Genomic DNA, 22,168 nt, shown 5'->3' with positions numbered 1-22,168 from the left:
TTCGAGTGGCCTGACATCGATGAGGATGAGGTTCGCAAGGGTGCCACGCTGGTGCGTGATCTCGGGAACGACCTGGAGGGGGTGGTCCAGTCCGTCGACCGGAAGATGAACGGTGACATCAGTGCGGCGATGCGGGGGCAGGCGGGCCCGGCGACGTTGTCGGCGTGGAACACGAACCGGTCGCAGAACCTGCAGAAGCTGGTCGACATCATGCCGCCCGCGGCGACGGCGATGGATATCGGCGCGGGGGCGATCCTGGGGTTGAAGGTCAAGGTGATCGCGGATGTGACCACGACGCTGGCGATGCTGATCCCGATGCTGACGAACCCGTTCACGGCCGGGGGTGCGCCGTTGCTGCTGATCGCGAAGAAGAAGCTGCTGAACGCGGCGGTGGACATCGTGGTCGAGCAGCTGCTGAATCAGCTCGCGCCGATGGCGATCGAGCCGTTGGCGGAGCAGCTGCCCGCGGTGATCGACGCGATCCTGGACGCCCCGATGGTCGAGGCTGCGGCCGGGGACTCGGACGAGTTCTACGCCGACCTGCAGGCGTTGGAGGATGCCCGCACCGCGATGCAGGTCCACGGCGCGGACATCCAGTCCCTGACCTCCACGTTCTTCGCCGAGTTCTCCGCCCTGAACTTCGGAGGCGACTGATGAGCGCCGTCAAACCCCTCTTCCGCGAACTGTTCCAAGCCGCTCTGAAGGGCTTCTCCCACGCCAACCTCAGACTCCACCAGCTCACCCACAACATCGACAACCACCTCGACGACCTCATCCGCCAGGTCAAGGACAAAGACCACTTCGACGTGGACACCACGCGGACGCGCCCGACGGGGATCGACGGCAGTGTGACGCCCGCGCCGCGACAGGAGCTTCCGCCGAGTCTTGCCGCGACATTCACGGACGGCGAGTACCGCACCGTGGAGACGACTGAGGCTGTGACCCTGTATCGCGTCTACGGGCACTCCGCCGAACAGGGCGGGGCGTTCGCGACGACGTCGACCTCGGGCAACAGGATCAACGCGGCCATGGAGAGCGCGCTTCTTCCGGAGTGGAAGAACTCGCGCGAGTTCGAGGCGACGATCGAGGTGCCTGCGGGGCAGATTCTCAACATCGGCACCGTGGCTCCCCAGACGACCATGTCGGGGGCCGTGCTTCCGGGAGGCGCCGATCAGATCCTGCTGCCCCGTGATTGGCCGAGTTCGTGGGTTCAGGGCGTCGACCGCCTGCCGGTAGGTTTGCAGGGGAGGATCCCATGACGACGCCATATGAGCATGCAGTTCGCACTGCTCTGCAGACGCTTGAATCGGCTTCGGCGAACGGCGTGCTTCCCGCGGCGCTGAGTTCGTCGTTGCGCCGGCAGCTGGAGGAGGAGCTTCGCGCCGTCCAGGACGGGCGGCTGCAGCCCCGCTCGCTGGCCACCGCCCTGAGCCACCAGATGTTCGATTCGGGGCATGTCGACGACGGCTTCTCGAGCGCCCTGGATGCGATGCTCGCCGCAGAGGGAAGCGCGCAGGGCGAACCGACGCTCCTCCCGCGGGTGACTGTGCGTCAGATGAAGGAAGCGGGCGTGCGGACGCTGAAGACGGCAGGTCCGCTGCTCGGGAACTACGGCGTTCTCGTGCCCGCGATGACCTCTGACGACGGCACCCGACTGGTCACCGTCGACATCGATGGACGCCGGGTGCTTCCGGCGTTCTCCTCGCGCGAGCTGTTCGACGACTGGGCGAGCGGCGCGGTCGAAGCGGCAGTGAGCGCGACCCTGGTACCGGCAGGCGGTGTGGGCCGGCTGGCTTCAGGGGTCGACATCGTGATCAATCCGCTCACCGAGCGGCTCATGCTCACGAACGAACGGACGATTCCTGCGGGCGTTGTGAGCTTCGGACGCCCGAGTCACGTCGATCCGCGCGTGCTGACGGCGGTGCGGACGGCGAGCGACATGGCCGGGATCGCTCGGGTGTCGTTGGCTCAAGTGGTCTCGGAGGGGCGATCATTGCTGACAGCCGTCCCGACGGGCACAGCTGCTTCGGTCCGCGCCTTCGCCACGGCGTTGGGCGAGACCCTACCGTCGGGAGTCGGCCTGGACATCTTGCCGGGTGATACCCAGCTCGGTGCGGCCATTGCCGCTGAGATCCCGCCCGTCTCCGGGCGCGACATCTGAGCGCTGCGAAGCGTGACACGACGTGCATTCGGCAGGAGCTGGACGACTTGCTGCGACACAGCGCGCGGCGCTTAGACTCGGGGCTGAGACGATCGGAGCAGGGGACTGATGGCCGGAACGCAGAGCTACTACTGGTACAGCCTCACGACGCAGTCCGTCGTGCAGGCCGATGAGCGTCCTGGTGACGATGTGATCGGCCCGTTCGCGAGCGCCGCCGAGGCGCAGGACTCGCCGGCCGTGCTCGTCGAGTACGCCCGGGCGTGGCTGGCGAGTGATGAGAGCGAGCCGTACCGTGCGATGGCCGCCGAGAGCGACGACAGCACCGACTACGCGTGACGCTCGCAGGATGAGTACGAGGCGCCGCCTGGCGGCATCCCTGGTCGTCGTGCTCGCGCTGGGACTCGCGGCGTGCGCGCCGGCGATGCCGAAATCCGTCGTCCCGAAGACGAGGATCACGGTCGGGTGGACCGGCGCGCTCACGTCGACGAACGCGGCGGTGTCTGCGACCTCCGGCAACACCGACGTCGCAGCCGCCGTGCGCGCCCGGTTCGGCGACATCGTCGACGGCGGCTTCGTGCCCGATGCATCCTTCGGCACCGTGAAGATCGTCTCGAAGGATCCGTTCGTGGTCCGCTACGACCTGGCCCAGCCCGCGTGGTCGGATCGCATCCCGCTGGATGCCGCCGACCTGCTGCTGGGGTGGGCGGGGGCGTCGGGATGGTTCGGGCAGGATGCCGCCGACGCGCAGGCCTCCGAGACGCCCGTGCCCCGCGTCGACGAGTTCGCGAGGTCCATCGACGTGACGTTCGCGCACCCGACCAGCGGGTGGCAGACGGCGGTCACCGTGCCCGTGCCCGCGCACATCGTCGGTGAGCGGGCCTTCGGACTCGACGACGCGATGGAGGCGAAGCAGGCGGTGATCACCGCCATCCGCGATCGCGACGAAGCCGCGCTGAAGAAGATCGCGAAGGTCTGGAACAAGGGCTTCGACCTGCCGAAGGAGGGGAGCATCCCCGCCGACATTCTGCTCTCCAGCGGCCCGTTCGTCGTCGACAGCGTCGAGAATGCGAAGACGGGGCAGAGCGTGACGCTCATCCCCAACGCTGCGTACCGCGGGACGCCGACACCCAAGGTCGCGCGCATAGAGCTGGTGCCGAGCGGCGATCAGCCTGTGGCGGATGCCGGTGGGCGACTGGACATCGTGCAGGTGGCGCCGGACGCCGCGAATCGCGCGCCGATCCACGAGCTCGAGCGCAGGGACTTCACCGCCGAGCCGACGGACGACGGCACCATGTGGGCGATGATGTTGAATCCGCGCGGGGTGTTCAGCACTCCGGCGGCGCGGATCGCCTTCATCCATGCGACCCCGGCGAACGCGATGGCGCAGCGGGGCGGCGGGCAATGGGGGAACGCATTCGCGGGCACGACGTCGATGACGACGGCGCCGGACTCAGAGTCCTATGCGGTCGTCAACGAGGACTCCGGATTCACCGCGTCGCTCGGCACACCGGGAGACGAGCCCTCCCTGCAGCGCAGCGGCGCCGGCGTCGCCGACGGTGCTCGGGTGTGCGTGCTGTACGACCGGGGGAGCGACTTCGCCCGCGGTGCGTTCGCGTCGTTGCGCGAGACGTCACTCGAGGCCGGGTGGAACGCCGTCGACTGCGGTGCCGACGACATGAAGGCGGCGTTGCAGACGCGGCAGTGGGATGCCGTGATCACGCGAGTGCCGATCCCGCAGACTCCCGATCAGATAGCCGCCCAGTGGGGCTCGCAGAGCACCGAGTCGATCACCGGCGACGGCGATGAGCATCGGGACGGGCTGATCACGCAGCTGTCGCAGACCGTCGACGTGTATCGGGCCAGGGAGATCCGTGCGCAGATCGAGGCCTCGATCGTCCGCGCGGCGGTGGCGCTGCCGATCGCTGTGAACCCGCGCGTGACGATCGTCGAGCGGGGAGTCGGCGCGGTCACGGCGCGCAACGGCGCCGGGGCGTCCCTGATGTGGGGCGCCGCGACATGGACCGTCGCCCCCTCCTGATCGGCTCGGCCCGTTCGGCGGCGGATGGGCACTTCTCCCCATCGCGGGATCCACGACTGCTCATCTAGCTCTGTTGTGGAGGGTGAACCGCCTCCGCAGAAGGGGACGATTCGATGAGCTCGGTGAAACCGATCATCCGAGAGTTGAAGCAGGCCGCGATGAAGGGCTTCGCTCATGCTGACCTCAAGCTTCACCAGCTGACGCACAACATCGACAACCATCTCGATGACGTGATCCGGCGCGTCAAGGACAAGGACAACTTCGACGGGACGCCGCACAAGCCGAGCGGCCCGGGCAGGCCGCAACACGGCGACGATCGCCTTGTACCGCGTCCGGAATGTCTGAATGAGAAAGGCGACGTTGATTGGTCGAAGGCACCGAAGAACGGATTCGTCTTGGATTCAGATGGAAACCCGATCATGAGTGATCATGTTCCGGATGCCGGCGATAGGTTCGATCGTCATGGCGATGCGAACGGTCGATATGTGTCGCCGATCACGGAGGAAGGACCTTTCTCCTACGACAGTCGATCGCTTCCGTACAAGGAGAATCCGAACGCATATCACGAGTATGAATGGGTGCACTCACCCGCCGACGTGCAGTCTGTATATGACGGACTTGATGGCGATGCTCGGGGCGCAGTTGATGATGTGCTTGCGAAGTACGATATGGATCTGAGTGATCTGGCTCACGTCTCTCGAGGAGACGCTGCGCCGATTCCGGACTGGGGAACTTCAGGTGGGGCGATCCAGGATCTCCTCCCTGTGAGCGTGGACCTGCTCGATAAGATGGGCATGATCAAGGAGGTCGGGTGATGGGGATCAGTGAACTTCTCAGCATCGTGAAGGCTGAGAATCTCGACACTCCGGTGATCAATGGAGTGGGGAGCCTTCACCTCGACGCTGTCGTGGCGGAGCAGACTGCCGGCGGCTGGCGAGTTTATCTCGTGGACGAGAGGGATCAGGTGATCGCGCCCACGCTGCGAAGCTTCGACGATGAGTCGAGTGCCCTCGAGCATGTTCTGCGCAAGCTTCGGCAGGTCGCGAAATCCCGGCAGTCCATGGCTAGGTTGAATGCACGAACTGACGCCTCGAACCCGCCGAGTTCTTAAGCCGTCCAACCAGGGCGCGGGAGACGAGGCAGGGCGGAGCGTCATGCGGAGCTGGGCCAGGACGCTCTCGAGGCTCTCTACTGGATGTTCACCCACAACTGGCGCTGAGCCGTCGATGGGCACCTCTGCCCATCGACGTCCGGTTCCGGCATCCCTAGTCTGGAGCGTGAGCCCGCCGTGCGGGTCACAGTCCGGTGAGGGGGGCAGGCGATGAGCGACGTCGACATCTTCAAGGCGGAGCTGACGACGGCATCCAGCGCCGTGCGATCCGCGACCGACGGCGTGGTGACCGCGGCCGCCGACCTGCGCGGCGAGGACACCGGGATCGGCAATCCGGCGTCGCGGCCCGCGTTGCGGCTGGAGGTTCATCGCCACCTCGCGGCCCTGAATCGCGCGGCGTGGGCGCGCATCGAGGCGGGGTCTCAGGTGGCGGCATCCGCTCAGCGGGTCGCCGACCGCTACACGGAACTCGAGGCGGAGCTGACCGGCCGGGAGTCGTCGTGACCCTGGTCTCACCGAACCGCGGCTTTCTGCTGGAGCGGCTCGAGGGCAGCACCGGCACGATGTCCTGGTGGTCGGGTCGGCTCATCCGGATGCAGGATCAGCTGCAGGACCTGAACGACGCGGCGGAATCGGCGCAGGAGCTCCCCGGAGTCGGCCAGGCGGTGACGGCCGTGCGGGAGGACGCCGGTGAGCTGATCACGGTGATCGCTGCGGACATCGAGGAGGCCGGCCTCCTGGGCCGGGTGCTGCAGGACTACTCCGACGCATTCGATCGGCATGCGCGGCGCGCCAACGACATGATCGAGGAGGTCGAAGCAGCCCATGCCCGATGGTCGCAGCTCTACGACGAGGCTGCCGGTGCTGCGCGCGCCGCTTCGGGCGTCACCGCGGATGCGCCGCAGCTTCTCGTCGATGCGCTCTCAGGCGCAGCCGAAGAGGCGGCCGCGGACAGGGATCTGGCCTGGCGGGAGCTGTCGGCACTGTGGGCCGAGTACGAAAGGCATCGCGCTGACTGGGACACGGCCTACGACGATGCCCTCGCGGCGCTCGCCGGAGCCGGATCCGCGTCGCTCTCCCCGCAGGAGCGGCGCCTTCTCACCGACCTGCTCGGCGCGGACAGCCCGGCGCAGGTGCTGCGGCTGTGGCAGGAGCACCCCGAGGCGCACGCGGATCTCATCGCCGCGCATCCGGACATCATCGGGAACCTCGACGGCATCCCGTTCGACGTGCGCGCGGACGCCAACCGGGCCCGGCTCGACGACCTGCTGAGGACCGAGCCGCCGGGTGAGCGCCGGGACGACCTCGAAGCGATCCTCCGCGCGCTGCTGGTGGAGGGCACACCGCGCCCCGGCCTCATCAGCTTCGACCCCGACGGCTCCGAGCAGGTGACGGCGGCCATCGCGCACGGCGATCTGGCCACGGCATCCGACATCAGCATGCTGATCCCGGGGATGAACGGCGACGTCCACGACCTGCAGGGCTGGGGCGAGGCCGCACGGGCGTTGAACAGAGGCGTCGGCCCGGGTTCTGCGACGGTGGTCTGGTTCGGCTACGACACCCCCGGACTGACGGAGGAACCGGCCATGGGCCGGGCGAAGGACGGCGCGGCAGCGCTGGGGTCGTATCTCGACGGCCTGCGTGTGCTGGCGCCGGAGGCCGACGTCAACGTCGTCGCGCACTCCTACGGCAGCACGACAGCCGCCCTCGCGATCGGGTCCCGTGCGGACGGCTTCGGCGTGAGCACGTTCATCGCGGTCGGCTCGGCGGGCTTCCCGAATGCCGACGGCGTCGCCGAGAACCTCACGAACGGGCGGCCGCCGCGCGTCTACGCCACGCTGTCCGAGGACGACGCGGTCGCCCGCATCGGCCGCGGCACGTCGTTCGTGCACTCCGTGGTGCCCGAGCACCTTGACGGCGTCACGGTGTTCGACAGCGACGGCGGTGTCGATCGCGACGGCGATCCGCTGCCGTCGGCATCCGGACACGACGCGTTCGGCCCCGGTGCCTACCTGCAGCCCGGCTCCGAGTCGTTCTACAACGTGACCGAGATCATCCGCACCGGTGAGCCTGGCACCGAGCGCCAGGGCGAGGGCAGCACGGAGGGGTTCTGGGATGCTTCGCACTGGTGGATCAGCGATGAGTTCGAGTTCTTCGACTTCTGAGCGCAGGATGGACGCGATGCGCAACGCGAACCGACGACGACTGATGGCGGCACTGTCCGTCGGATTGGTGATGACGATGACCGGATGCGGTGCTGTGGATTCGACCGGATCGGCTCCCACGGGCGATGCCCTCTACCGTGCGGGGGAGCAGCACTTCGTCGACTACTCGACCGTCATGCACTCCGTGATCATGGCGATCCACGAGGGGGACTGGAACGTCGACACGTACGGAGCGTCTCCGATTCCGTGCCGGATCGGCGGCGAGGTCGCGGGTTATGCGTTCTCGTGGGTGCGGATGCTGCAGCCCGCGCAGCTCGACGTCGACGTCGCGGCGCGAGCGGCCGGCAGGGCGTTCGAGTCCGCGGGGATGAAGGTCGAGACCGCCTCGCGCGGCAGCGGGGACGGCGCGGAGGTCACGGTGGTGGCCACCGGCGGCGCGGTGGGCCGCGGAGTCGTGACCATCCGGCCCGCTCGGGGCACGATCGAGGCGTCGGCCGCGACGGACTGCTTCCGCGGGGATGCCGGCGACCTGTCCGACATGGTCTTCGGCGGGTTGATCTACGACACGTCGTGGCAGCGCTTCCCGGCCTTCGAGGGGCCGGACTGGAGTCCGCGGTTCTACTTCCCCGAGGACGGCAGCCCCGTGTACCGCGACGATGACGGCACTCCGGTGCAACCGCAACCTTCCTCGACGGATCTGCCGGTCGCGCCCTACGACGCTTCCTGAGCGTCTCGCGCGGCCGAACGAACCGCGATTCGTCCCCCGTCATGGCAGGATATTGCGCAAGGGGGGCATGAAGTGACTGATGCGAGCGCGGACACTGCCGAATACACGGGCGGGGAGCGGACGGGGCCGCCGTTGCGGCTGGAGTTCGCCGGCGAGTGGCACGACCTGCCGCTCACGAGGCCGTTCGTCATCGGCCGTGAGGGCGATCTCGAGATCGACGAGAATCCCTACCTGCACCGGCACTTCCTCGAGCTGCAGTTCCGCGACGGCCTGTGGTGGCTGGCGAACGTCGGCGTGCGCCTGGCCGCCACGGTCTCCAGCGGGGGCGGGGCCGTGCAGTCCTGGCTCTCGCCGGGGGCGCGGATGCCGCTGGTCTTCGAACGCAGTGTGATCGTGTTCACCGCGGGCCCCAGCACGTACGAACTGAACCTGCACATGGAAGAGGCGTCGTACGACGTGTCACGGCAGGTGCGGACGTCGATGAGCGGCGAGACGACAGTCATGCCTGCGAGCTTCACGCCCCTGCAGAAGCAGTTGATCGTCGCGCTGGCCGAGCCGATGCTGCGCCGGGAGGGCGTGAGCATCAACGAACTGCCCTCGTCGAGCGACGCCGCCAAGCGGCTCGGATGGACGCAGAGCAAGTTCAATCGCAAGCTCGACAACGTGTGCGACAAGCTGGACCGCATGGGCGTGCAGGGCCTGCGGGGTGCTCCGGGCAAGGCTGCCAGCAACCGTCGGGCGCGCCTGGTGGAGTACGCGGTCACCTCTCAGGTCGTCACGCGCGCCGACCTGCCGCTGCTCGACGACGAGGCTCTCCGGCTGCACGACGACGAGGACTGACGCTTCGGGCCGAGTCTCACCTCTCCGCGTCGGCCAGGTGCCGCGCGTGGTGGCCCAGCACCTTGATCATGATGCCGCGGCGGCGCAGCTCCGCTGCCGTGCGGGTCTCCTCGTCGCGATCGCGTCCCAGAGCGTGCACGTTCGCCACCACCAGCACGTCGCCGCTCTTCAGAGTGTCCAGCAGGCGCGCCAGCCGGTCGCCCCAGCTCTCCAGGATCTCGGGCGCCGGATGCCGGAAGCCCTCGATGGGCACGCCGAAGCGGGTCAGATCCTCGCGCTGCTGCACGACCGACGGCATCCCCTCACGGGCCACGACCAACCCCACCAGGCGAGTGCCCTCGGGGCGGGCCGACCACCAGTCGTGGTCGGCGTTGGACAGGCACTTGGGGCACGTCGCGGCGGCGTGCGGCAGATGCAGCGGACTCGTCAGCGCCGCGTCGAGCCCGGGATCGTTCGCGTTCGTCGCATCACTCATGAACGGCACCTCCGGCATCCATTCTGCCTGAGTCGGTCGAGAGTCGGGTCCTGAGCCGGTCGCTTGCACTGAGCGAGCGTCAGCGGGTCGGCGTGAAGGGTCACAGCATCCCGAGTCGTCGCACTGTTTCGCGCTCGTCCTTCAGCTCCGCCACCGAGGCATCCAGGCGGTTCTGCGCCCAGGCATCCAGCTCCAGGCCCTCGACGATCCGCCACTCGCCATCGATCGACTGCACCGGGAACGACGAGATGAGCCCGTCCGGGACGCCGTACTCGCCGTGCGAGACGACGCCGGCGCTGGTCCAGTCGTCGGTGCCGTGCACCCAGTCGCGCACGTGATCGATCGCGGCACTCGCCGCCGATGCCACCGACGACGATCCGCGCACATCGATGATCTCCGCGCCGCGCTTCGCGACCCGGGGGATGAAGGTCTGCTCCTGCCACGCCCGCACATCGCCGACCCGCTCGGCAAGGCGCACCGCCGCCGGCTCCCCGTCGATCGTGGCGTGCGAGACATCCGGGAACTGGGTGGCGGAGTGATTGCCCCAGATCGGCACCCGGCGGATGCTCGCGACGGGGGCATCCACTGTCTGCGCGAGCTGTGCCCGCGCCCGGTTCTCGTCCAGCCGGGTGAGCGCCGTGAAGCGCTCGGCGGGCACGCCGTCGGCCGCGGATGCCGCGATGAGGGCGTTGGTGTTGGCGGGATTGCCCACCACGGTCACCCGGATGTCGGATGCCGCCCGCGCGGCGATCGCAGAGCCCTGGGGCCCGAAGATGCCGGCGTTGGCGGCCAGCAGGTCGCTTCGCTCCATACCTGGACCGCGCGGGCGCGCGCCCACCAGCAGCGCGAGGTTCGCCCCGTCGAAGGCGGTGGCGGGGTCGTCGGTGACCTCCACGTGCTGCAGCAGCCCGAAGGCCCCGTCCTGTAGCTCGAGGGCCGCGCCCTCGGCGGACTTGAGGCCCTGCGGGATCTCCAGCAGCCGCAGCCGCACGGGCTCGTCCGGCCCGAGCATGTCCCCGGCCGCGACGCGGAACAGCAGTGCGTAGCCGATCTGCCCGCCGGCCCCCGTGATCGTGATCGTCGTCGCCATGTCCTGAGCCTACGTCGGCGCTGACTGCTCGGCACAGGGTACCTTTTCTGCATGACGTTCAATCCGGATGCCGACATCTCCGGCAACACCACCCGCCGTCGGGGACGCACGACTGCCATCGCCGCGGGCGGCGGCGTGGGCGTGCTGGGCATCGTGGCACTGGTCGTCGCGCTGCTCGGCGGACCCGATCTCACGGGTCTGGTCGGCGGTGGCGCTCCGAGCGCCGACCAGCAGACCGCGTCCGGCGACGTGAACACGCTGGCCGAGTGCAAGACGGGCACGGATGCCAACACGAACGACTCCTGCCGCATGGCGGGCGCCGAGCTCATGCTCAACGAGTACTGGGCCGACCATGTCGACGGCTATGTCAAGCCGACGCTGACCATGGTGAACGGCGAGACCGCGACGCAGTGCGGTACGGCATCCAACGCCACAGGTCCCTTCTACTGCCCGCCGGAGCAGGGCGTCTACCTCGACCCCACCTTCTTCCAGCTCATGCAGCAGCAGTTCGGGGCATCCGCCGGGTCGCTCGCTCAGCTGTACATCGTCGGGCACGAGTGGGGTCACCACATTCAGAACATCACGGGCGTCATGCAGAAGCATCCCGACAACGGCACCGGACCAGCCAGCAACAGCGTGCGCACCGAGCTGCAGGCCGACTGCTATGCGGGTGCATGGCTGAAGGACGCCGCGAAGCTGAAGGACGACAACGGCCAGCCGTTCGTCCAGACGTTCACCGAGGCTCAGCTGAAGGATGCCGTGAACGCGGCCTACGTGGTCGGCGACGATCACATCCAGCAGCAGTCCGGCTTCGTCAACCCGGAGAGCTTCACGCACGGCACCAGCGAGCAGCGGCAGTTCTGGTTCGCCGACGGCTACACCAACGGCCTCGGCGTCTGCGACACCTTCGCCCCGGGGGTCAAGCTCTAGCGGGAAGCGCTGCCCCGCGTAGCCGACCGGATTCAGGCTACGGTGGATGTGCCCGGTCACGGGCTACTCGGGGGAGTGAAGCATGGAACTGGACGGGCTGTATCCGCCTATCGAGCCGTACGAGACGGGCGATCTGCTCGTCGGCGACGGCAACCGCATCCACTGGGAGCAGAGCGGGAATCCCGACGGCAAGCCCGTCGTCTTCCTGCACGGCGGGCCCGGCGGCGGCACCTCGCCCTGGCACCGGCGGTTCTTCGACCCGGAGGTGTACCGGATCGTGCTGTTCGACCAGCGCGGATGCGGGCGCAGTACACCCCATGCCAGTGATCCGAATGCCGACCTGCGACACAACACCACCTGGCATCTGGTGGCCGACATCGAGTTGCTGCGCAAGAACCTCGGCATCCAGAAGTGGCAGGTCTTCGGCGGATCCTGGGGCAGCACGCTCGCCCTCGCCTACTCGCAGGCGCATCCGGATGCTGTGAGCGAGATCATCCTGCGCGGCATCTTCACGCTGCGTCGGCACGAGCTGGAGTGGTTCTACGAGGGCGGCGCGGCGGCGCTGTTCCCCGACCTGTGGGCCGATTACGAGCAGGTCATCCCGCCGGTCGAGCGCGGTCGCATGATGGAGGCGTACCACCGCCGGCTGTTCGATCCGGATCCCGCGGTGCACGTGCCGGCCGCCGTCGCGTGGACGAAGTGGGAGGCGTCCACGATCACGCTGAAGCCGGATCCGGAGCACGTCGCCGAGATGACGGAGTCCGCCCACGCCACGGCGTTCGCCCGCATCGAGAACCACTACTTCGTCAACGGCGGGTGGCTGAAGGAGGGGCAGCTCATCGAGAACGTGGGCGTGATCCGCGACATCCCCGCCGTGATCGTGCAGGGGCGCTACGACGTCTGCACGCCGGTCATGACCGCCTGGGATCTGCACACGGACTGGCCCGAGGCGGAGCTGGTCATCGTCGACGACGCCGGCCACTCGGCATCCGAGCCCGGCATCGCCGCCGCGCTGCGCGCCGCCACCGACCGCTTCGCCCGGTCCTGACTCGGAGCGACGCTGAACCGCGCTGAGGTTCGAGGCGCGGGTCGCGTTTTGTTCTCGCCCCTGCTCGGTGTCGCCCCCCTGCTCGTTTACGCGAACCAGCAGGGGCGGCGACGACCAACAGAGGCGAGGATGCTGTCAGACGCGAGGATGCTGATCAGACGCGAGGATGCCAACAGGGGCGAGGATGCCGTCAGGCGCGCAGCGCCTGGAGCAGGGTCTTGACCAGGCCCAGGACGCTGCCGCGGGCCCGGAAGCGCGTGAGGCCCTCGCTGACGGCGGCGGCGGTGCGCGCGGACACGAACCACGGCGGGGTCGGCAGGATCGTCCCCTTCGACAGGCTCCGCGACCGAGGATGCAGGATGCGGTCAGGCACCCACCGCGGGAACGGCCGGAACGGGCCGCGCACGATCGAGCGCTCCACGCCGTCCAGCAGCAGCGCGTTGTGCACGACGCCGAGGCCGCTGCCGACATCGTCGAGCGTGCTGCCGGGGAAGGCGCCCCAGGTCAGCGTCGGGATGATGAAACCGAACGCCGTCCAGCCGTTGATGGCGATCGAGCCGTAGTGAAGCTCGGCGATCGCGCGCTCGAATCCGGTGCCGAGAGCCTGCTCTGTGGCCGGATCGATCAGCAGGTTCGCGCCGAGTGTGCCCTGCAGCTTCTCGTTGGCGTGAGCGACGGCGGCATCCAGGAACTCCTGCCCGGTGCCGGGCAGTTCCACCACGCCCAGCACGGGTGCGAAGTACTCGGTGCTCTCCAGGGCCGTGGCATCCTGGCCTTCGCCGACCTCGATCAGCAGTCGGTCGGCCAGCACCAGGGCGTCCGGGTAGTCCTCAGCGGCCTGGTGCATGCGCGCGGACGACCCGGGGTACCAGATGGGCCGCTCCGGGGCGCCGGCGTAGGCGCGGCGCAGGGCGGTGCGGAACTGCTCGGCCTGAGGCCAGTCGGCGGACAGGATCACGACCTGTCCGGCGATGCAGTTGTGCCCGCAGTTCTGCAGCCGCATGGTGGCGACGTGCTCGGCCTGGTAGGTGATGTCGGCGTCGGTCCACTCCCCGGGCACGATGATGATCGGCGAGACGCCACCCAGCTCGGCCGTGATGGGCTTCTGCAGCAGAGGACGGTTCTCGCGCCGCCGGCGTGTGGTGGCGCCGGCCTTCGGGCCGCGCGACGGACCCCACACGATGGTGTCGAACGTTGCGGCCGAGCCGGTGATGTGCACGTGCACGAGGTCGGGATGCCCGGTCAGGTACGCGCCCACGGCGGGCCCGCCGCGGACGATGCGCAGGAAGCCCGGCTCGATCAGCGGCGCCAGCGCTCGCTCGTACACCGGTACCAGCGAGTCCTGCGTGGGGTTGACCTTCAGCAGCGCCACGCGGTTGTGCGCGAGCAGCTCGTACATCACGTCGAGCACGGGGATGGACGTGATGTTGCCGGCGCCCAGCACCAGTCCCACACCGCCGGATGCCGCGGGTGCCAGCTGCCCGAGACCCGCCGCGCTGCGCGCGGTGTTCGGAGTGATACCCGGTCGCAGCCACACCTCGCCGGTGAAGCCGGAGAGCAGGAAGCCGTCGATGCCGGTCAGGGGGAACGCGTCGACCTTCGTGCGCCCGCCCGGGGCGCGGCCGGTCTTCACGCCGTCCAGCGCGCTGCGACCCTCGGACAGCTTGGTGAGGGTGTCGGCGTAGGCGTCCAGGGCTCCCAGCACGGAGTACGGGCCGCTCAGCCACTCCTCGCCTCGGAGCGGATGCCCGGGACGCAGCCCCTTGGAGTCGGATGCCGTGTTCGCCCAGTCCTCGATGGTGGCTGCTGCGCTGCTGCGCAGCGCCTTCAGCAGCGTGATGCGCTGTGCGACCGAGAGCGCGGACCAGGTGCGCGAGCCCTGCTGCAGCACCGCGATGTCGGCATCCAGCGCGGCCTGCTCGGCGGCATCCAGCCCGGCATCCTCCTGGGGGGTCTTCGCCGTGATCACGGCGGCATCCTGAGTCATCGTCGTCTCCTTCGGAATGGAACCCAGCCTACGATCTTGCGGGACTGAGTTCCATTCCTCTGGGATCGGGCTCGACGGCGTGCGTCAGATCAGCGACAGCTCGCGCAGCTTGGCCTCGACGTCGGCGTTGGACGGCTCGACGTGGTGGCTGGCGTCGGGGTACACGACCACGGGGATGTTCGTGCGGCCCGAGATCTCCTTGGCCACATCCGCCGCGGCCGGCTCTGCGACCAGGTCGATGTACGTGTACTCGATGCCGAGCTCGTCGAGCTGCTTCTTGGTGCGACGGCAGTCGCCGCACCACTCGGCGCCGAACATGGTGATGGTGTCGGATGCAGGAATGCTCATACTCCAAGGGTAAAGCCGCGGCGGAGCTGCGGCGTCGACCCTTCACTTCGTCTCGCTTGCGCTCGCTCAGTACAGGCGACGGGCTCAGGGCCTCAGGCTCGGGGTCGCCGAGCTCGGCGAAGCGTCGCCAGCAGTCAGAGCACCTTCGACAGGAAGTCCTGTGTGCGGGCCTCCTGCGGGTGGTCGAAGATGTCGGCCGGGGCGCCCGACTCGACGACCTTGCCGTCGGCCATGAACACCACGCGGTCGGCCACCTCGCGGGCGAAGCCCATCTCGTGCGTGACGAGCACCATCGTCATCCCCGACGCCGCCAGGTCCCGGATCACCTGCAGCACCTCGCCGACCATCTCCGGATCCAACGCACTGGTGGCCTCGTCGAACAGCATGATGCCGGGGCTCATCGCCAGCGCACGGGCGATGGCCACGCGCTGCTTCTGTCCGCCCGAGAGGGATGCGGGTCGGGCATCGGCCTTGTCCTCCAGCCCCACCCGCGTGAGCAGCTCGAGAGCGCGCTTACGGGCATCCGCCTTGCTGAGCATCTTCAGCTCGATGGGGGCCAGCGCGATGTTCTCCAGCGCGGTCATGTGCGGGAACAGGTTGAAGTGCTGGAACACCATGCCCACGCGCTGCCGAACGGCATCCAGGCTCCTGCCCTTGGCCGTGGCGATGTTCTCGCCGAGGATGAGGACTTCGCCGCTGGTGACCTCTTCGAGCCGGTTCAGGCAGCGCAGCAGTGTGGACTTGCCGGAGCCGGACGGTCCGATCACGGTGACCACCTCGCCGTTGGCGACGGTCAGGTCGATGCCCGTGAGCACCTCGTTCTTGCCGAAGGACTTGTGCAGGTCGCGCACCTCGATGGGGTTCCCCGAGGCGGTGGAGACCGGAGTCGTGTAGGTCTGCTCGTTGTTCGTCATGGTCATCCCCTACTTGTTGAACTTCCGGTCGACCCAGTTCGAGAGCACTGTCAGCAGCCAGATCACGATGAAGTACATGATGCCGACGATGATCCAGATTTCGAACGAGCGGAACGTGGACGCGATCACGATGCGGCCCTGGTACGTCAGCTCGGCGAAGCCCAGCACCGACAGCAGCGAGGTGTCCTTCAGCGTGATGATGAACTGGTTGATGAGGTTGGGCGTCATGATCTTGAACGCCTGCGGCATCACCACGCGGCGCATCGACGCGCCCCAGCCCAGGCCCAGCGAGCGCGAGGCCTCCATCTGGCCGGGATCCACCGACTGCACGCCACCGCGCACGATCTCGGTGATGTAGGCGCCGGCGTTCAGCGACAGCGTGATCACACCCGCGGTCAGGGCGTCCAGCGGCTGGCCGGTCACGGCCGGCACGCCGAAGTAGAAGAAGAACGCCTGCACCAGCACAGGGGTGCCGCGGAAGATGTTCACATAGGCGCTCGCGAGGAAGCGCAGGAACGGGTTGGTCGACAGCTTCAGGATTCCGAACAGGATGCCCAGGATCATGGCGAACACGATCGACAGCGCCGTGGCCAGCAGCGTGAGCACGAGACCCTGCGACAGCGGGCCGATCGAGGTCTTCAGCAACGCCCAGAAGGAGGTGTCGGAGGTGGCGCCGGCGTCATCGCTCGCCAGATAGCGGTCGATGATCTGCTGGTAGACGCCGGTGTCCTTGGCGTTCTGCAGGCCGGCGTTGAACATGCTCAGCAGTTCGGCGTTCTGACCCTTGAGCACGGCGAAGCCGTAGTCGGCGCCGGGTTCGGCATCCGTCACGATCTTCAGAGGCACGTTGCCGGAGGCGATGCCGAACTGCAGCACCGGCGCGTCCTCGAACGTGGCGGCGGAGTTGCCGGTGGCCACGTCGTTGTACATGTCGGCGGAGTCCTGGAAGGCGTTGACCTGGAAGCCGATCTCGGTGCTGAGCTTCTTGGCGAAGTCGTAGCCGACGGTGCCGGTCTTGACGGCGACGGTCCTGCCCTTCAAGTCCTTGTAAGACGTGATGTCGCTGTCCTTGGCGACGGCCATCTGCACGCCCGACTGGTAGTACGGGTCGGAGAAGTCGAAGACCTGCTTGCGCTCGTCGGTGATGCTCATGCCGGCGATCACCCCGTCGGCCTGCCCGGCGGTGACGGCGGCGAGGGCCGCGTCGAAGCCCAGCGGCTTGATGTCGACGGTGAAGCCCTGGTTGGCGGCGATGGCACGGATCAGGTCCATGTCGATGCCGACGTTCTTGCCGTCCAGCTGGTAGATGAACGGCGCGAAGGTGGTGTCGGTGGCGATCGTGAAGGCGCCGTGCGTCTGCGGGGTGTCGATTGCGAACGCGGGGTTCTTCGGCAGCTCGCCCGGCTTGCCCGGGTCGAGCTCGTCGTTTCCGAGAGCCGCCTTGCCCTCGCCGATGGCGGCGGCCTTGGGCGCGTTCTCGCCGAGGTAGTCGTCGAGGATCTTCTGGTAGGAGCCGTCGGCGATGAGGTTCTTCAGACCCTCGTTGAACGCCTTGCGCAGAGCCTCGTTCGAGCCCTTCTTCACGCCCATGCCGTAACTGGACGCCTTCTCCTGCGGCGTGACCGTCTTCAGATCGACGTTGCCGGTGGCGATGCCGTAGGCCAGGATCGGGTAGTCGTCGAAGACGGCGGCGGAGTTGCCGGTGGTGACGTCGTTGTAGGCGTCGGCGGCGTCCTGGAAGCCGGTGACGGTGAATCCGTACTGCTTCCCGAGGTTCTCGGCGAAGGCGTAGCCCTCGGTGCCCGTCTTGGCGGATACCGTCTTGCCCGCAAGGTCCTCGTAGCCCTTGATCGAGTCGTCGTTCTTGGCGACGGCCATCTGGATGCCGGAGTCGAAGTAGGGGTTCGAGAAGTCGAAGGTCTTCTGACGCTCCTTGGTGATGGACATGCCCGCCATCACGGCATCCGCCTGCCCGGCGGTGACCGCGGAGAGTGCGCCGTCGAAGCCGATCACGTCGACCTTGACGCTGAACCCCTGGTCGGCGGCGACGGCCTTGATCAGGTCGATGTCGATGCCGCGCAGCTGCCCGTCGCGCTGGAACTCGAACGGGGCCCAGGTGGTGTCGGTGACGATGGTGAAGGTCTGCCCCTTCACGCTTCCGTTCGCGGCCGGCTTCGTCGCCGCGTTCGCGATGCCGACGGCACCGCCCACCGTGAACAGCAGGATGAACATCGTGGTGAGTGCGGCCAGCAGCGGCAGGCGGTTCTCCCGCCACCAGGTCGCAGGGTGTCTCAGCAGTGTCATGAGTTCCTCGTCATCTTCGGCATGGACCGTGTCTTCTGGCCCGTGCCACCTTACCTGCCCGCTTCACTTCGTCTCGCTGGCGCTCGCTCAGTACAAGCGACAGGCTCAGGGACCCGACTACTGGGTCGCTGAGCCTGTCGAAGCGTCGTCGAAGCAGGCTCATGGGGAAAGATGGCACGATTGTGTGCGGTGGCTTCGATCCCGGGGGAGGACAGCACATGGGCACCTCCGTCACGGTCCCGTCCGTCACAGTGGTCGTGCCGACCTTCAACGAGCGCGACAACGTCGCCGAGCTGGTCGCGCGGACGGCATCCGCGCTCGCCGGCTTCGACGCCGAGATCCTGTTCGTCGACGACAGCTCCGACGGCACCATCGACGAGGTCGCACGGGTCGCGGCATCCGCACGGATCCCGGTCCGCGGCATCCACCGCGAGCACAACACCGGAGGCCTCGGCGGTGCGGTGGTCGTCGGGCTCGCCGATGCCGCGCACGATGTGTGCGTGGTCATGGACGGCGATCTGCAGCATCCGCCCGAGCTCATCCCCGCCATGCTGGCGCGGCTCGGCGACGGAGATGCGGATGTCGTGGCGGCGTCCCGCTACATCGGCGGAGGCGATTCCGGCGGCCTGAGCAACACCATCCGCGTGGCGGTCTCCAAGGCCGCGACGGCGGTGACCAAGGCCATGTTCCTGCGCCGGCTGTGGCGCAGCAGCGACCCGATGACCGGCTTCTTCCTCGTCGACCGCTCGCAGCTCGACATCGGCCTGCTGCGCCCGGAGGGCTTCAAGATCCTGCTGGAGATCCTCGTGCGCGGCGGCCGGCGCGGTCCGCTGCGCATCGCCGAGGTGCCGATGGAGTTCGGCGCACGGCGGCACGGCACATCCAAGGCGAGCCTGCGCCAGGGAACCATGTTCCTCGCGCACCTGGCGCGGCTGCGGTTCGGCAAGATGGGCCTGTTCGCGGTGATCGGCGGCATCGGAGCCGTGGCCAACATCGGAATCATGTGGGCACTCGTGCACCTCGGCATGGACTACGTGGCAGCGGCCATCATCGGCGCGGCGGCGACCATCCTCGGCAACTTCGTGCTGCAGGAGCTGTTCGTCTTCCGCGACGAGCGCGCCGATGCCTCGCGGCTGTGGGTGCGCTTCTCGGCATCCGCCTCGTTCAACGGCATCGAGGCGGCGCTGCGCATCCCCGTGATGGCGCTGATGGTCGAGACCTGGCACATCTCCGCGGTGGTCGCGACGGCCATCTCGCTGGTGGTGGCGTTCTTCGCGCGGTTCCTGTTCCACGCACTGGTCGTCTACGCGCCGAGACGGCGCAGAGCGGATGCCGTGGCCGAGCCGCCCGCTGACACCGCGGCGCTCCGCGTGCTGAAGGCGGTGGACGCCGAGGCCATGCGTCCGGGTGAGCTGTGACGCTGAGTATTCTGACTCCGTGAGCGACAGCACGACAGGCACCCGATTCCGACTGAACCGGATGCTGCCGCGCGACCCCGCCGAGCCGTTCCGCACCGCCAGTTCTCTGGAGCTGTTCTTCGACCTGGTCTTCGCGGTGTCGGTGAGCATCGCGGCCGCGCAGCTGCACCACCAGCTGCGGGAGGAGCACCTGGGCGGCGGGCTGCTCAGCTATGCGATGGTGTTCTTCGCCATCTGGTGGGCGTGGATGAACTTCAGCTGGTTCGCCACCTCGTTCGACACGGACGACTGGCTGTACCGGGTGATGGCCATCGTGCAGATGAGCGGGGTGCTGGTGCTGGCCGCCGGCGTCGAGCCGGCATTCGTCGGCGGCGACTACACCGTGGTGGTGATCGCGTACGTCGTGATGCGCCTGGCCATGATCGGCCAATGGCTGCGGGCATCCCGCTCCGATTCCGGTTTGCGGCGCACCGCGCTCGCATACGCCTGGGGGATCGGCATCATGCAGGTGCTGTGGCTCCTGTTCCTGGCCCTGCCCGCGGGCGTCCAGCCGACCGTGTTCTTCGTGCTGATGCTCGGGGAGCTGTCGATCCCCGTCATCGCGGAGCGCAGGACCAGCACGCCCTGGCATCCGCATCACATCACCGAGCGGTACTCGTCGTTCACGCTGATCGTGCTGGGCGAGTCGATCCTGGCATCCGTCACCGCCGTGATCGGCGCGCTGCACGCCGGTGACGCGCTGTGGGAACTGGTGCCGCTGGCCGCTCTGACGCTGATCGCCGCCGCGTCGATGTGGTGGATCTACTTCTGGCCGCCGCACCACAAGGCCATCACCTCGACCCTCAGCTCGCTGCAGTACGGCTACATCCACTACTTCGTGCTGGCCGCCGCTGCGGCGTTCTCGGTCGGCATCCGGCTGCAGATCGACCAGGTCACGGGCGTCGGATCCACACCGCCTCTCGTGGCGGCGTTCGCGGTGGCCGTGCCGATCGTCGTGTTCCTGCTGGGCATCTGGTGGGTCGCGATCCGCCGCGTGCACGACCGCGTGGTGGACACCGCGGTCATCGGCGGTGCGGTGCTGGTGCTGGTGGATGCCCTGCTGCCGGTGCCGGTGGCGCTCACCACGGTCGTACTCGTGGCCGTGGTGGTCGTGCTGGTGCTGCGCCCCTGTCCGGAGGGCGAGGACGATTAGGGGCGGTGTCAACCCCCTTCTGCTCCCCGGCCCCTTGCGGCGACCCTGAATCAGGTGGCGCGGTCCTCGCGCCCCAGATCGAAGGGAACCGTCATGACCATCGGAACCGGAATCGTCCTGTTCGTGATCGGCGCCATCCTCGCGTTCGCCCTCAACGTGCAGGTGCCATGGGCCGATCTGCACATGATCGGCTACATCCTCATGGGTGCGGGCGTCATCGCCTTCCTCATCGGCATCATCCTCATGATGAGCCGTCGGCGCACCGATGTCATCACCCGCACCGAGGGCACCGCAGACGGCGGCAACGTCTCGCGTCGCTCGGTTCGCTCGCCCGGAGACGACGAGGTCTTCTGACACCTCGCCAGGTCGCCGTCAGGGGACGATGACCAGCTTGCCGCGCACGTGGTGGGTCTGACTGGCGCGGAACGCGTCGGCGACGCCCTCCAGCGGGAACGTCTGAGCGACTTCCACCTTCAGCGCGCCCTGGTCGGCGAGCTCCGCCAGGCGTGCGGTTTGCGCGCCGTCGGGGCGAACCCAGATGTGCCGTCCGCCGTGCGCGGCGACCGAGGCGTCGGCTATGGATGCATGCGGAGCGCCTTCGGCCAGCACGGCGAGGGTGACGTCCAGCATCCCTCCGGCGAAGTCCGCGACGGCGTCGACCGCGCCGTCGGAGAGCGCGCGCACGCGCTCGACGAGCCCGTCTCCGTAGGCGGTGGGGATGGCGCCGAGACTGCGCAGGTAATCGTGGTTGGCCTCGGATGCCGTGGCGATCACGCGAGCGCCGCGGGCGATCGCGATCTGCACGGCGAAGCTGCCGACGCCGCCCGAGCCGCCGTGGATGAGCAGGGTGCGCGCGTGCAGCTCGCCGAGTGCGTCGACGGTGCGCAGCGCCGTGCCGCCGGCGAGGGGGAGTGCGCCGGCCTGCTCCCAGCTGAGGGATGCCGGCTTGTGCGCGACCGCGCGCACCGGCACAGCCACGCGCTCCGCGAACGTGCCGCCGCCGACGGTGTCGGTGCGGGCGTACGCCATCACCTCGTCGCCCACCTGGAATTCCGGGGTGTCCAGGCCCACGCCCACGACCACCCCAGCCACGTCCCAACCGGGGATGATCGGGAACTGCGAGGGCATGATCGGGTCGAGGTACCCGGCCATCAGCTTCCAGTCCACCGGATTCACGCCGGCGGCGCGCACCTCGACGAGCACCGACGCCGGAGAGACCTTGGGTTCGGGAACCTCACGCACCTGCAGAGCATCGAGATCCTGGGTGAACTGGTCGTAGACGACGGCGCGCATGCTGGCCTCCTGAGGGTGTGCCCTCCACTCTGACACGCGGCAGCCGGCGTCAGACGCGATTTCCATCATGAGAAATCCGCGGAGGAGCGGCTTTTCGTCAAGAAGAGGGCTTCTCGTCGGGCGATCG

The 22,168-nt window shown here is 68.2% G+C and carries 23 protein-coding genes; 16 read left to right on the top strand and 7 right to left on the bottom strand.

Translation table 11 applies throughout. From position 1 onward, the window contains the following. From WA967_RS07205 to WA967_RS07155, 11 genes are all read left to right on the top strand, one after another. Positions 1 to 654, top strand: a 654-nt coding sequence (locus WA967_RS07205) for a hypothetical protein (RefSeq protein ID WP_424420562.1), incomplete at its 5' end; no start/stop codon positions are given. After that, positions 654 to 1,259, top strand: coding sequence for a hypothetical protein (locus tag WA967_RS07200; RefSeq protein ID WP_424420559.1), 606 nt, complete (start codon positions 654 to 656; stop codon positions 1,257 to 1,259). The genes WA967_RS07205 and WA967_RS07200, both read left to right, overlap by 1 nt. Continuing rightward, entirely contained in the window at positions 1,256 to 2,161 is a 906-nt protein-coding gene (locus WA967_RS07195; RefSeq protein ID WP_424420556.1) for an SseB family protein, read from the top strand. The genes WA967_RS07200 and WA967_RS07195 overlap by 4 nt, the downstream gene beginning before the upstream one ends. Positions 2,162 to 2,269: 108 nt before the next feature. After that, positions 2,270 to 2,497, top strand: coding sequence for a hypothetical protein (locus WA967_RS07190; RefSeq protein WP_424420553.1), 228 nt, complete (start codon positions 2,270 to 2,272; stop codon positions 2,495 to 2,497). A 10-nt stretch (positions 2,498 to 2,507) separates the two neighbouring features. Next, positions 2,508 to 4,199 carry an ABC transporter substrate-binding protein gene (locus tag WA967_RS07185; RefSeq protein ID WP_424420551.1) on the top strand — a complete coding sequence of 564 codons (1,692 nt, stop codon included), beginning with the start codon at positions 2,508 to 2,510 and terminating at the stop codon, positions 4,197 to 4,199. Between the two features lie 113 nt (positions 4,200 to 4,312). Continuing rightward, the gene (locus WA967_RS07180; RefSeq protein ID WP_424420549.1) at positions 4,313 to 5,014 is read left to right on the top strand and encodes a glycohydrolase toxin TNT-related protein; all 702 of its coding nucleotides are present in this window, start codon (positions 4,313 to 4,315) and stop codon (positions 5,012 to 5,014) included. Beyond that, positions 5,014 to 5,310 (top strand): hypothetical protein, encoded by a 297-nt coding sequence (locus tag WA967_RS07175; protein WP_424420547.1) that lies wholly within the window; start codon positions 5,014 to 5,016, stop codon positions 5,308 to 5,310. The genes WA967_RS07180 and WA967_RS07175 overlap by 1 nt, the downstream gene beginning before the upstream one ends. 210 nt (positions 5,311 to 5,520) lie before the next feature. After that, positions 5,521 to 5,814: a hypothetical protein gene (locus WA967_RS07170; protein WP_424420545.1), complete on the top strand. Its 294-nt coding sequence runs from the start codon at positions 5,521 to 5,523 to the stop codon at positions 5,812 to 5,814. After that, complete coding sequence (locus WA967_RS07165; protein ID WP_424420543.1) at positions 5,811 to 7,475, top strand: alpha/beta hydrolase; 1,665 nt, start codon at positions 5,811 to 5,813, stop codon at positions 7,473 to 7,475. Before WA967_RS07170 ends, WA967_RS07165 begins: the two co-directional genes overlap by 4 nt. A gap of 16 nt (positions 7,476 to 7,491) precedes the next feature. Further along, positions 7,492 to 8,202: a hypothetical protein gene (locus WA967_RS07160; RefSeq protein ID WP_424420541.1), complete on the top strand. Its 711-nt coding sequence runs from the start codon at positions 7,492 to 7,494 to the stop codon at positions 8,200 to 8,202. Between the two features lie 72 nt (positions 8,203 to 8,274). Further along, the gene (locus WA967_RS07155; RefSeq protein ID WP_424420539.1) at positions 8,275 to 9,042 is read left to right on the top strand and encodes a hypothetical protein; all 768 of its coding nucleotides are present in this window, start codon (positions 8,275 to 8,277) and stop codon (positions 9,040 to 9,042) included. A gap of 16 nt (positions 9,043 to 9,058) precedes the next feature. Here the strand turns inward: WA967_RS07155 and WA967_RS07150 are convergent, their stop codons facing one another. After that, entirely contained in the window at positions 9,059 to 9,517 is a 459-nt protein-coding gene (locus WA967_RS07150; RefSeq protein ID WP_424420537.1) for a dehydrogenase, read from the bottom strand. 100 nt (positions 9,518 to 9,617) lie between these two features. Beyond that, entirely contained in the window at positions 9,618 to 10,607 is a 990-nt protein-coding gene (locus tag WA967_RS07145) for a malate dehydrogenase (protein WP_424420535.1), read from the bottom strand. Positions 10,608 to 10,658: 51 nt separating this feature from the next. Between WA967_RS07145 and ypfJ the strand changes: the two genes are divergently transcribed. Both ypfJ and pip read left to right on the top strand, forming a co-directional pair. Further along, complete coding sequence (gene ypfJ / locus WA967_RS07140; protein ID WP_424420532.1) at positions 10,659 to 11,537, top strand: KPN_02809 family neutral zinc metallopeptidase; 879 nt, start codon at positions 10,659 to 10,661, stop codon at positions 11,535 to 11,537. Between the two features lie 82 nt (positions 11,538 to 11,619). After that, positions 11,620 to 12,585: a prolyl aminopeptidase gene (gene pip / locus WA967_RS07135; protein WP_424420530.1), complete on the top strand. Its 966-nt coding sequence runs from the start codon at positions 11,620 to 11,622 to the stop codon at positions 12,583 to 12,585. 190 nt (positions 12,586 to 12,775) lie between these two features. On the opposite strand, the gene WA967_RS07130 is transcribed toward pip, so the two are convergent. From WA967_RS07130 to WA967_RS07115, 4 genes are all read right to left on the bottom strand, one after another. Then, positions 12,776 to 14,572, bottom strand: a complete 1,797-nt coding sequence (locus WA967_RS07130) for an aldehyde dehydrogenase family protein (RefSeq protein WP_424420528.1) — start codon at positions 14,570 to 14,572, stop codon at positions 12,776 to 12,778. Positions 14,573 to 14,656: 84 nt separating this feature from the next. Continuing rightward, entirely contained in the window at positions 14,657 to 14,920 is a 264-nt protein-coding gene (locus tag WA967_RS07125; protein WP_424420525.1) for a glutaredoxin family protein, read from the bottom strand. A gap of 134 nt (positions 14,921 to 15,054) precedes the next feature. Then, entirely contained in the window at positions 15,055 to 15,834 is a 780-nt protein-coding gene (locus WA967_RS07120) for an amino acid ABC transporter ATP-binding protein (protein WP_424420522.1), read from the bottom strand. 9 nt (positions 15,835 to 15,843) lie between these two features. Then, positions 15,844 to 18,138 carry an ABC transporter substrate-binding protein/permease gene (locus tag WA967_RS07115; protein WP_424420520.1) on the bottom strand — a complete coding sequence of 765 codons (2,295 nt, stop codon included), beginning with the start codon at positions 18,136 to 18,138 and terminating at the stop codon, positions 15,844 to 15,846. 218 nt (positions 18,139 to 18,356) lie between these two features. On the opposite strand from WA967_RS07115, the gene WA967_RS07110 reads away from it, so the two are divergent. The 3 genes from WA967_RS07110 to WA967_RS07100 all read left to right on the top strand — a co-directional run bounded on the left by WA967_RS07110 (position 18,357) and on the right by WA967_RS07100 (position 21,102). Next, positions 18,357 to 19,556 carry a glycosyltransferase gene (locus WA967_RS07110; protein ID WP_424420518.1) on the top strand — a complete coding sequence of 400 codons (1,200 nt, stop codon included), beginning with the start codon at positions 18,357 to 18,359 and terminating at the stop codon, positions 19,554 to 19,556. A gap of 19 nt (positions 19,557 to 19,575) precedes the next feature. Further along, a complete protein-coding gene (locus WA967_RS07105; RefSeq protein ID WP_424420516.1) occupies positions 19,576 to 20,748 on the top strand; it encodes a low temperature requirement protein A in 1,173 nt (390 codons plus the stop codon). A 93-nt stretch (positions 20,749 to 20,841) separates the two neighbouring features. Beyond that, entirely contained in the window at positions 20,842 to 21,102 is a 261-nt protein-coding gene (locus tag WA967_RS07100) for a DUF6458 family protein (protein WP_424420513.1), read from the top strand. Between the two features lie 18 nt (positions 21,103 to 21,120). Here WA967_RS07100 and WA967_RS07095 read toward each other — a convergent pair whose 3' ends face one another. After that, positions 21,121 to 22,041, bottom strand: a complete 921-nt coding sequence (locus WA967_RS07095; protein WP_424420511.1) for an NADP-dependent oxidoreductase — start codon at positions 22,039 to 22,041, stop codon at positions 21,121 to 21,123. Positions 22,042 to 22,168 lie beyond the last annotated feature (127 nt).

Source organism: Microbacterium sp. (genome assembly GCF_049650565.1).
In the GTDB taxonomy this organism is placed as follows: domain Bacteria; phylum Actinomycetota; class Actinomycetes; order Actinomycetales; family Microbacteriaceae; genus Microbacterium.
The sequence above is the reverse complement of the archived record's forward strand: the minus strand, read 5'-3'. Positions and strand labels throughout refer to the sequence as shown.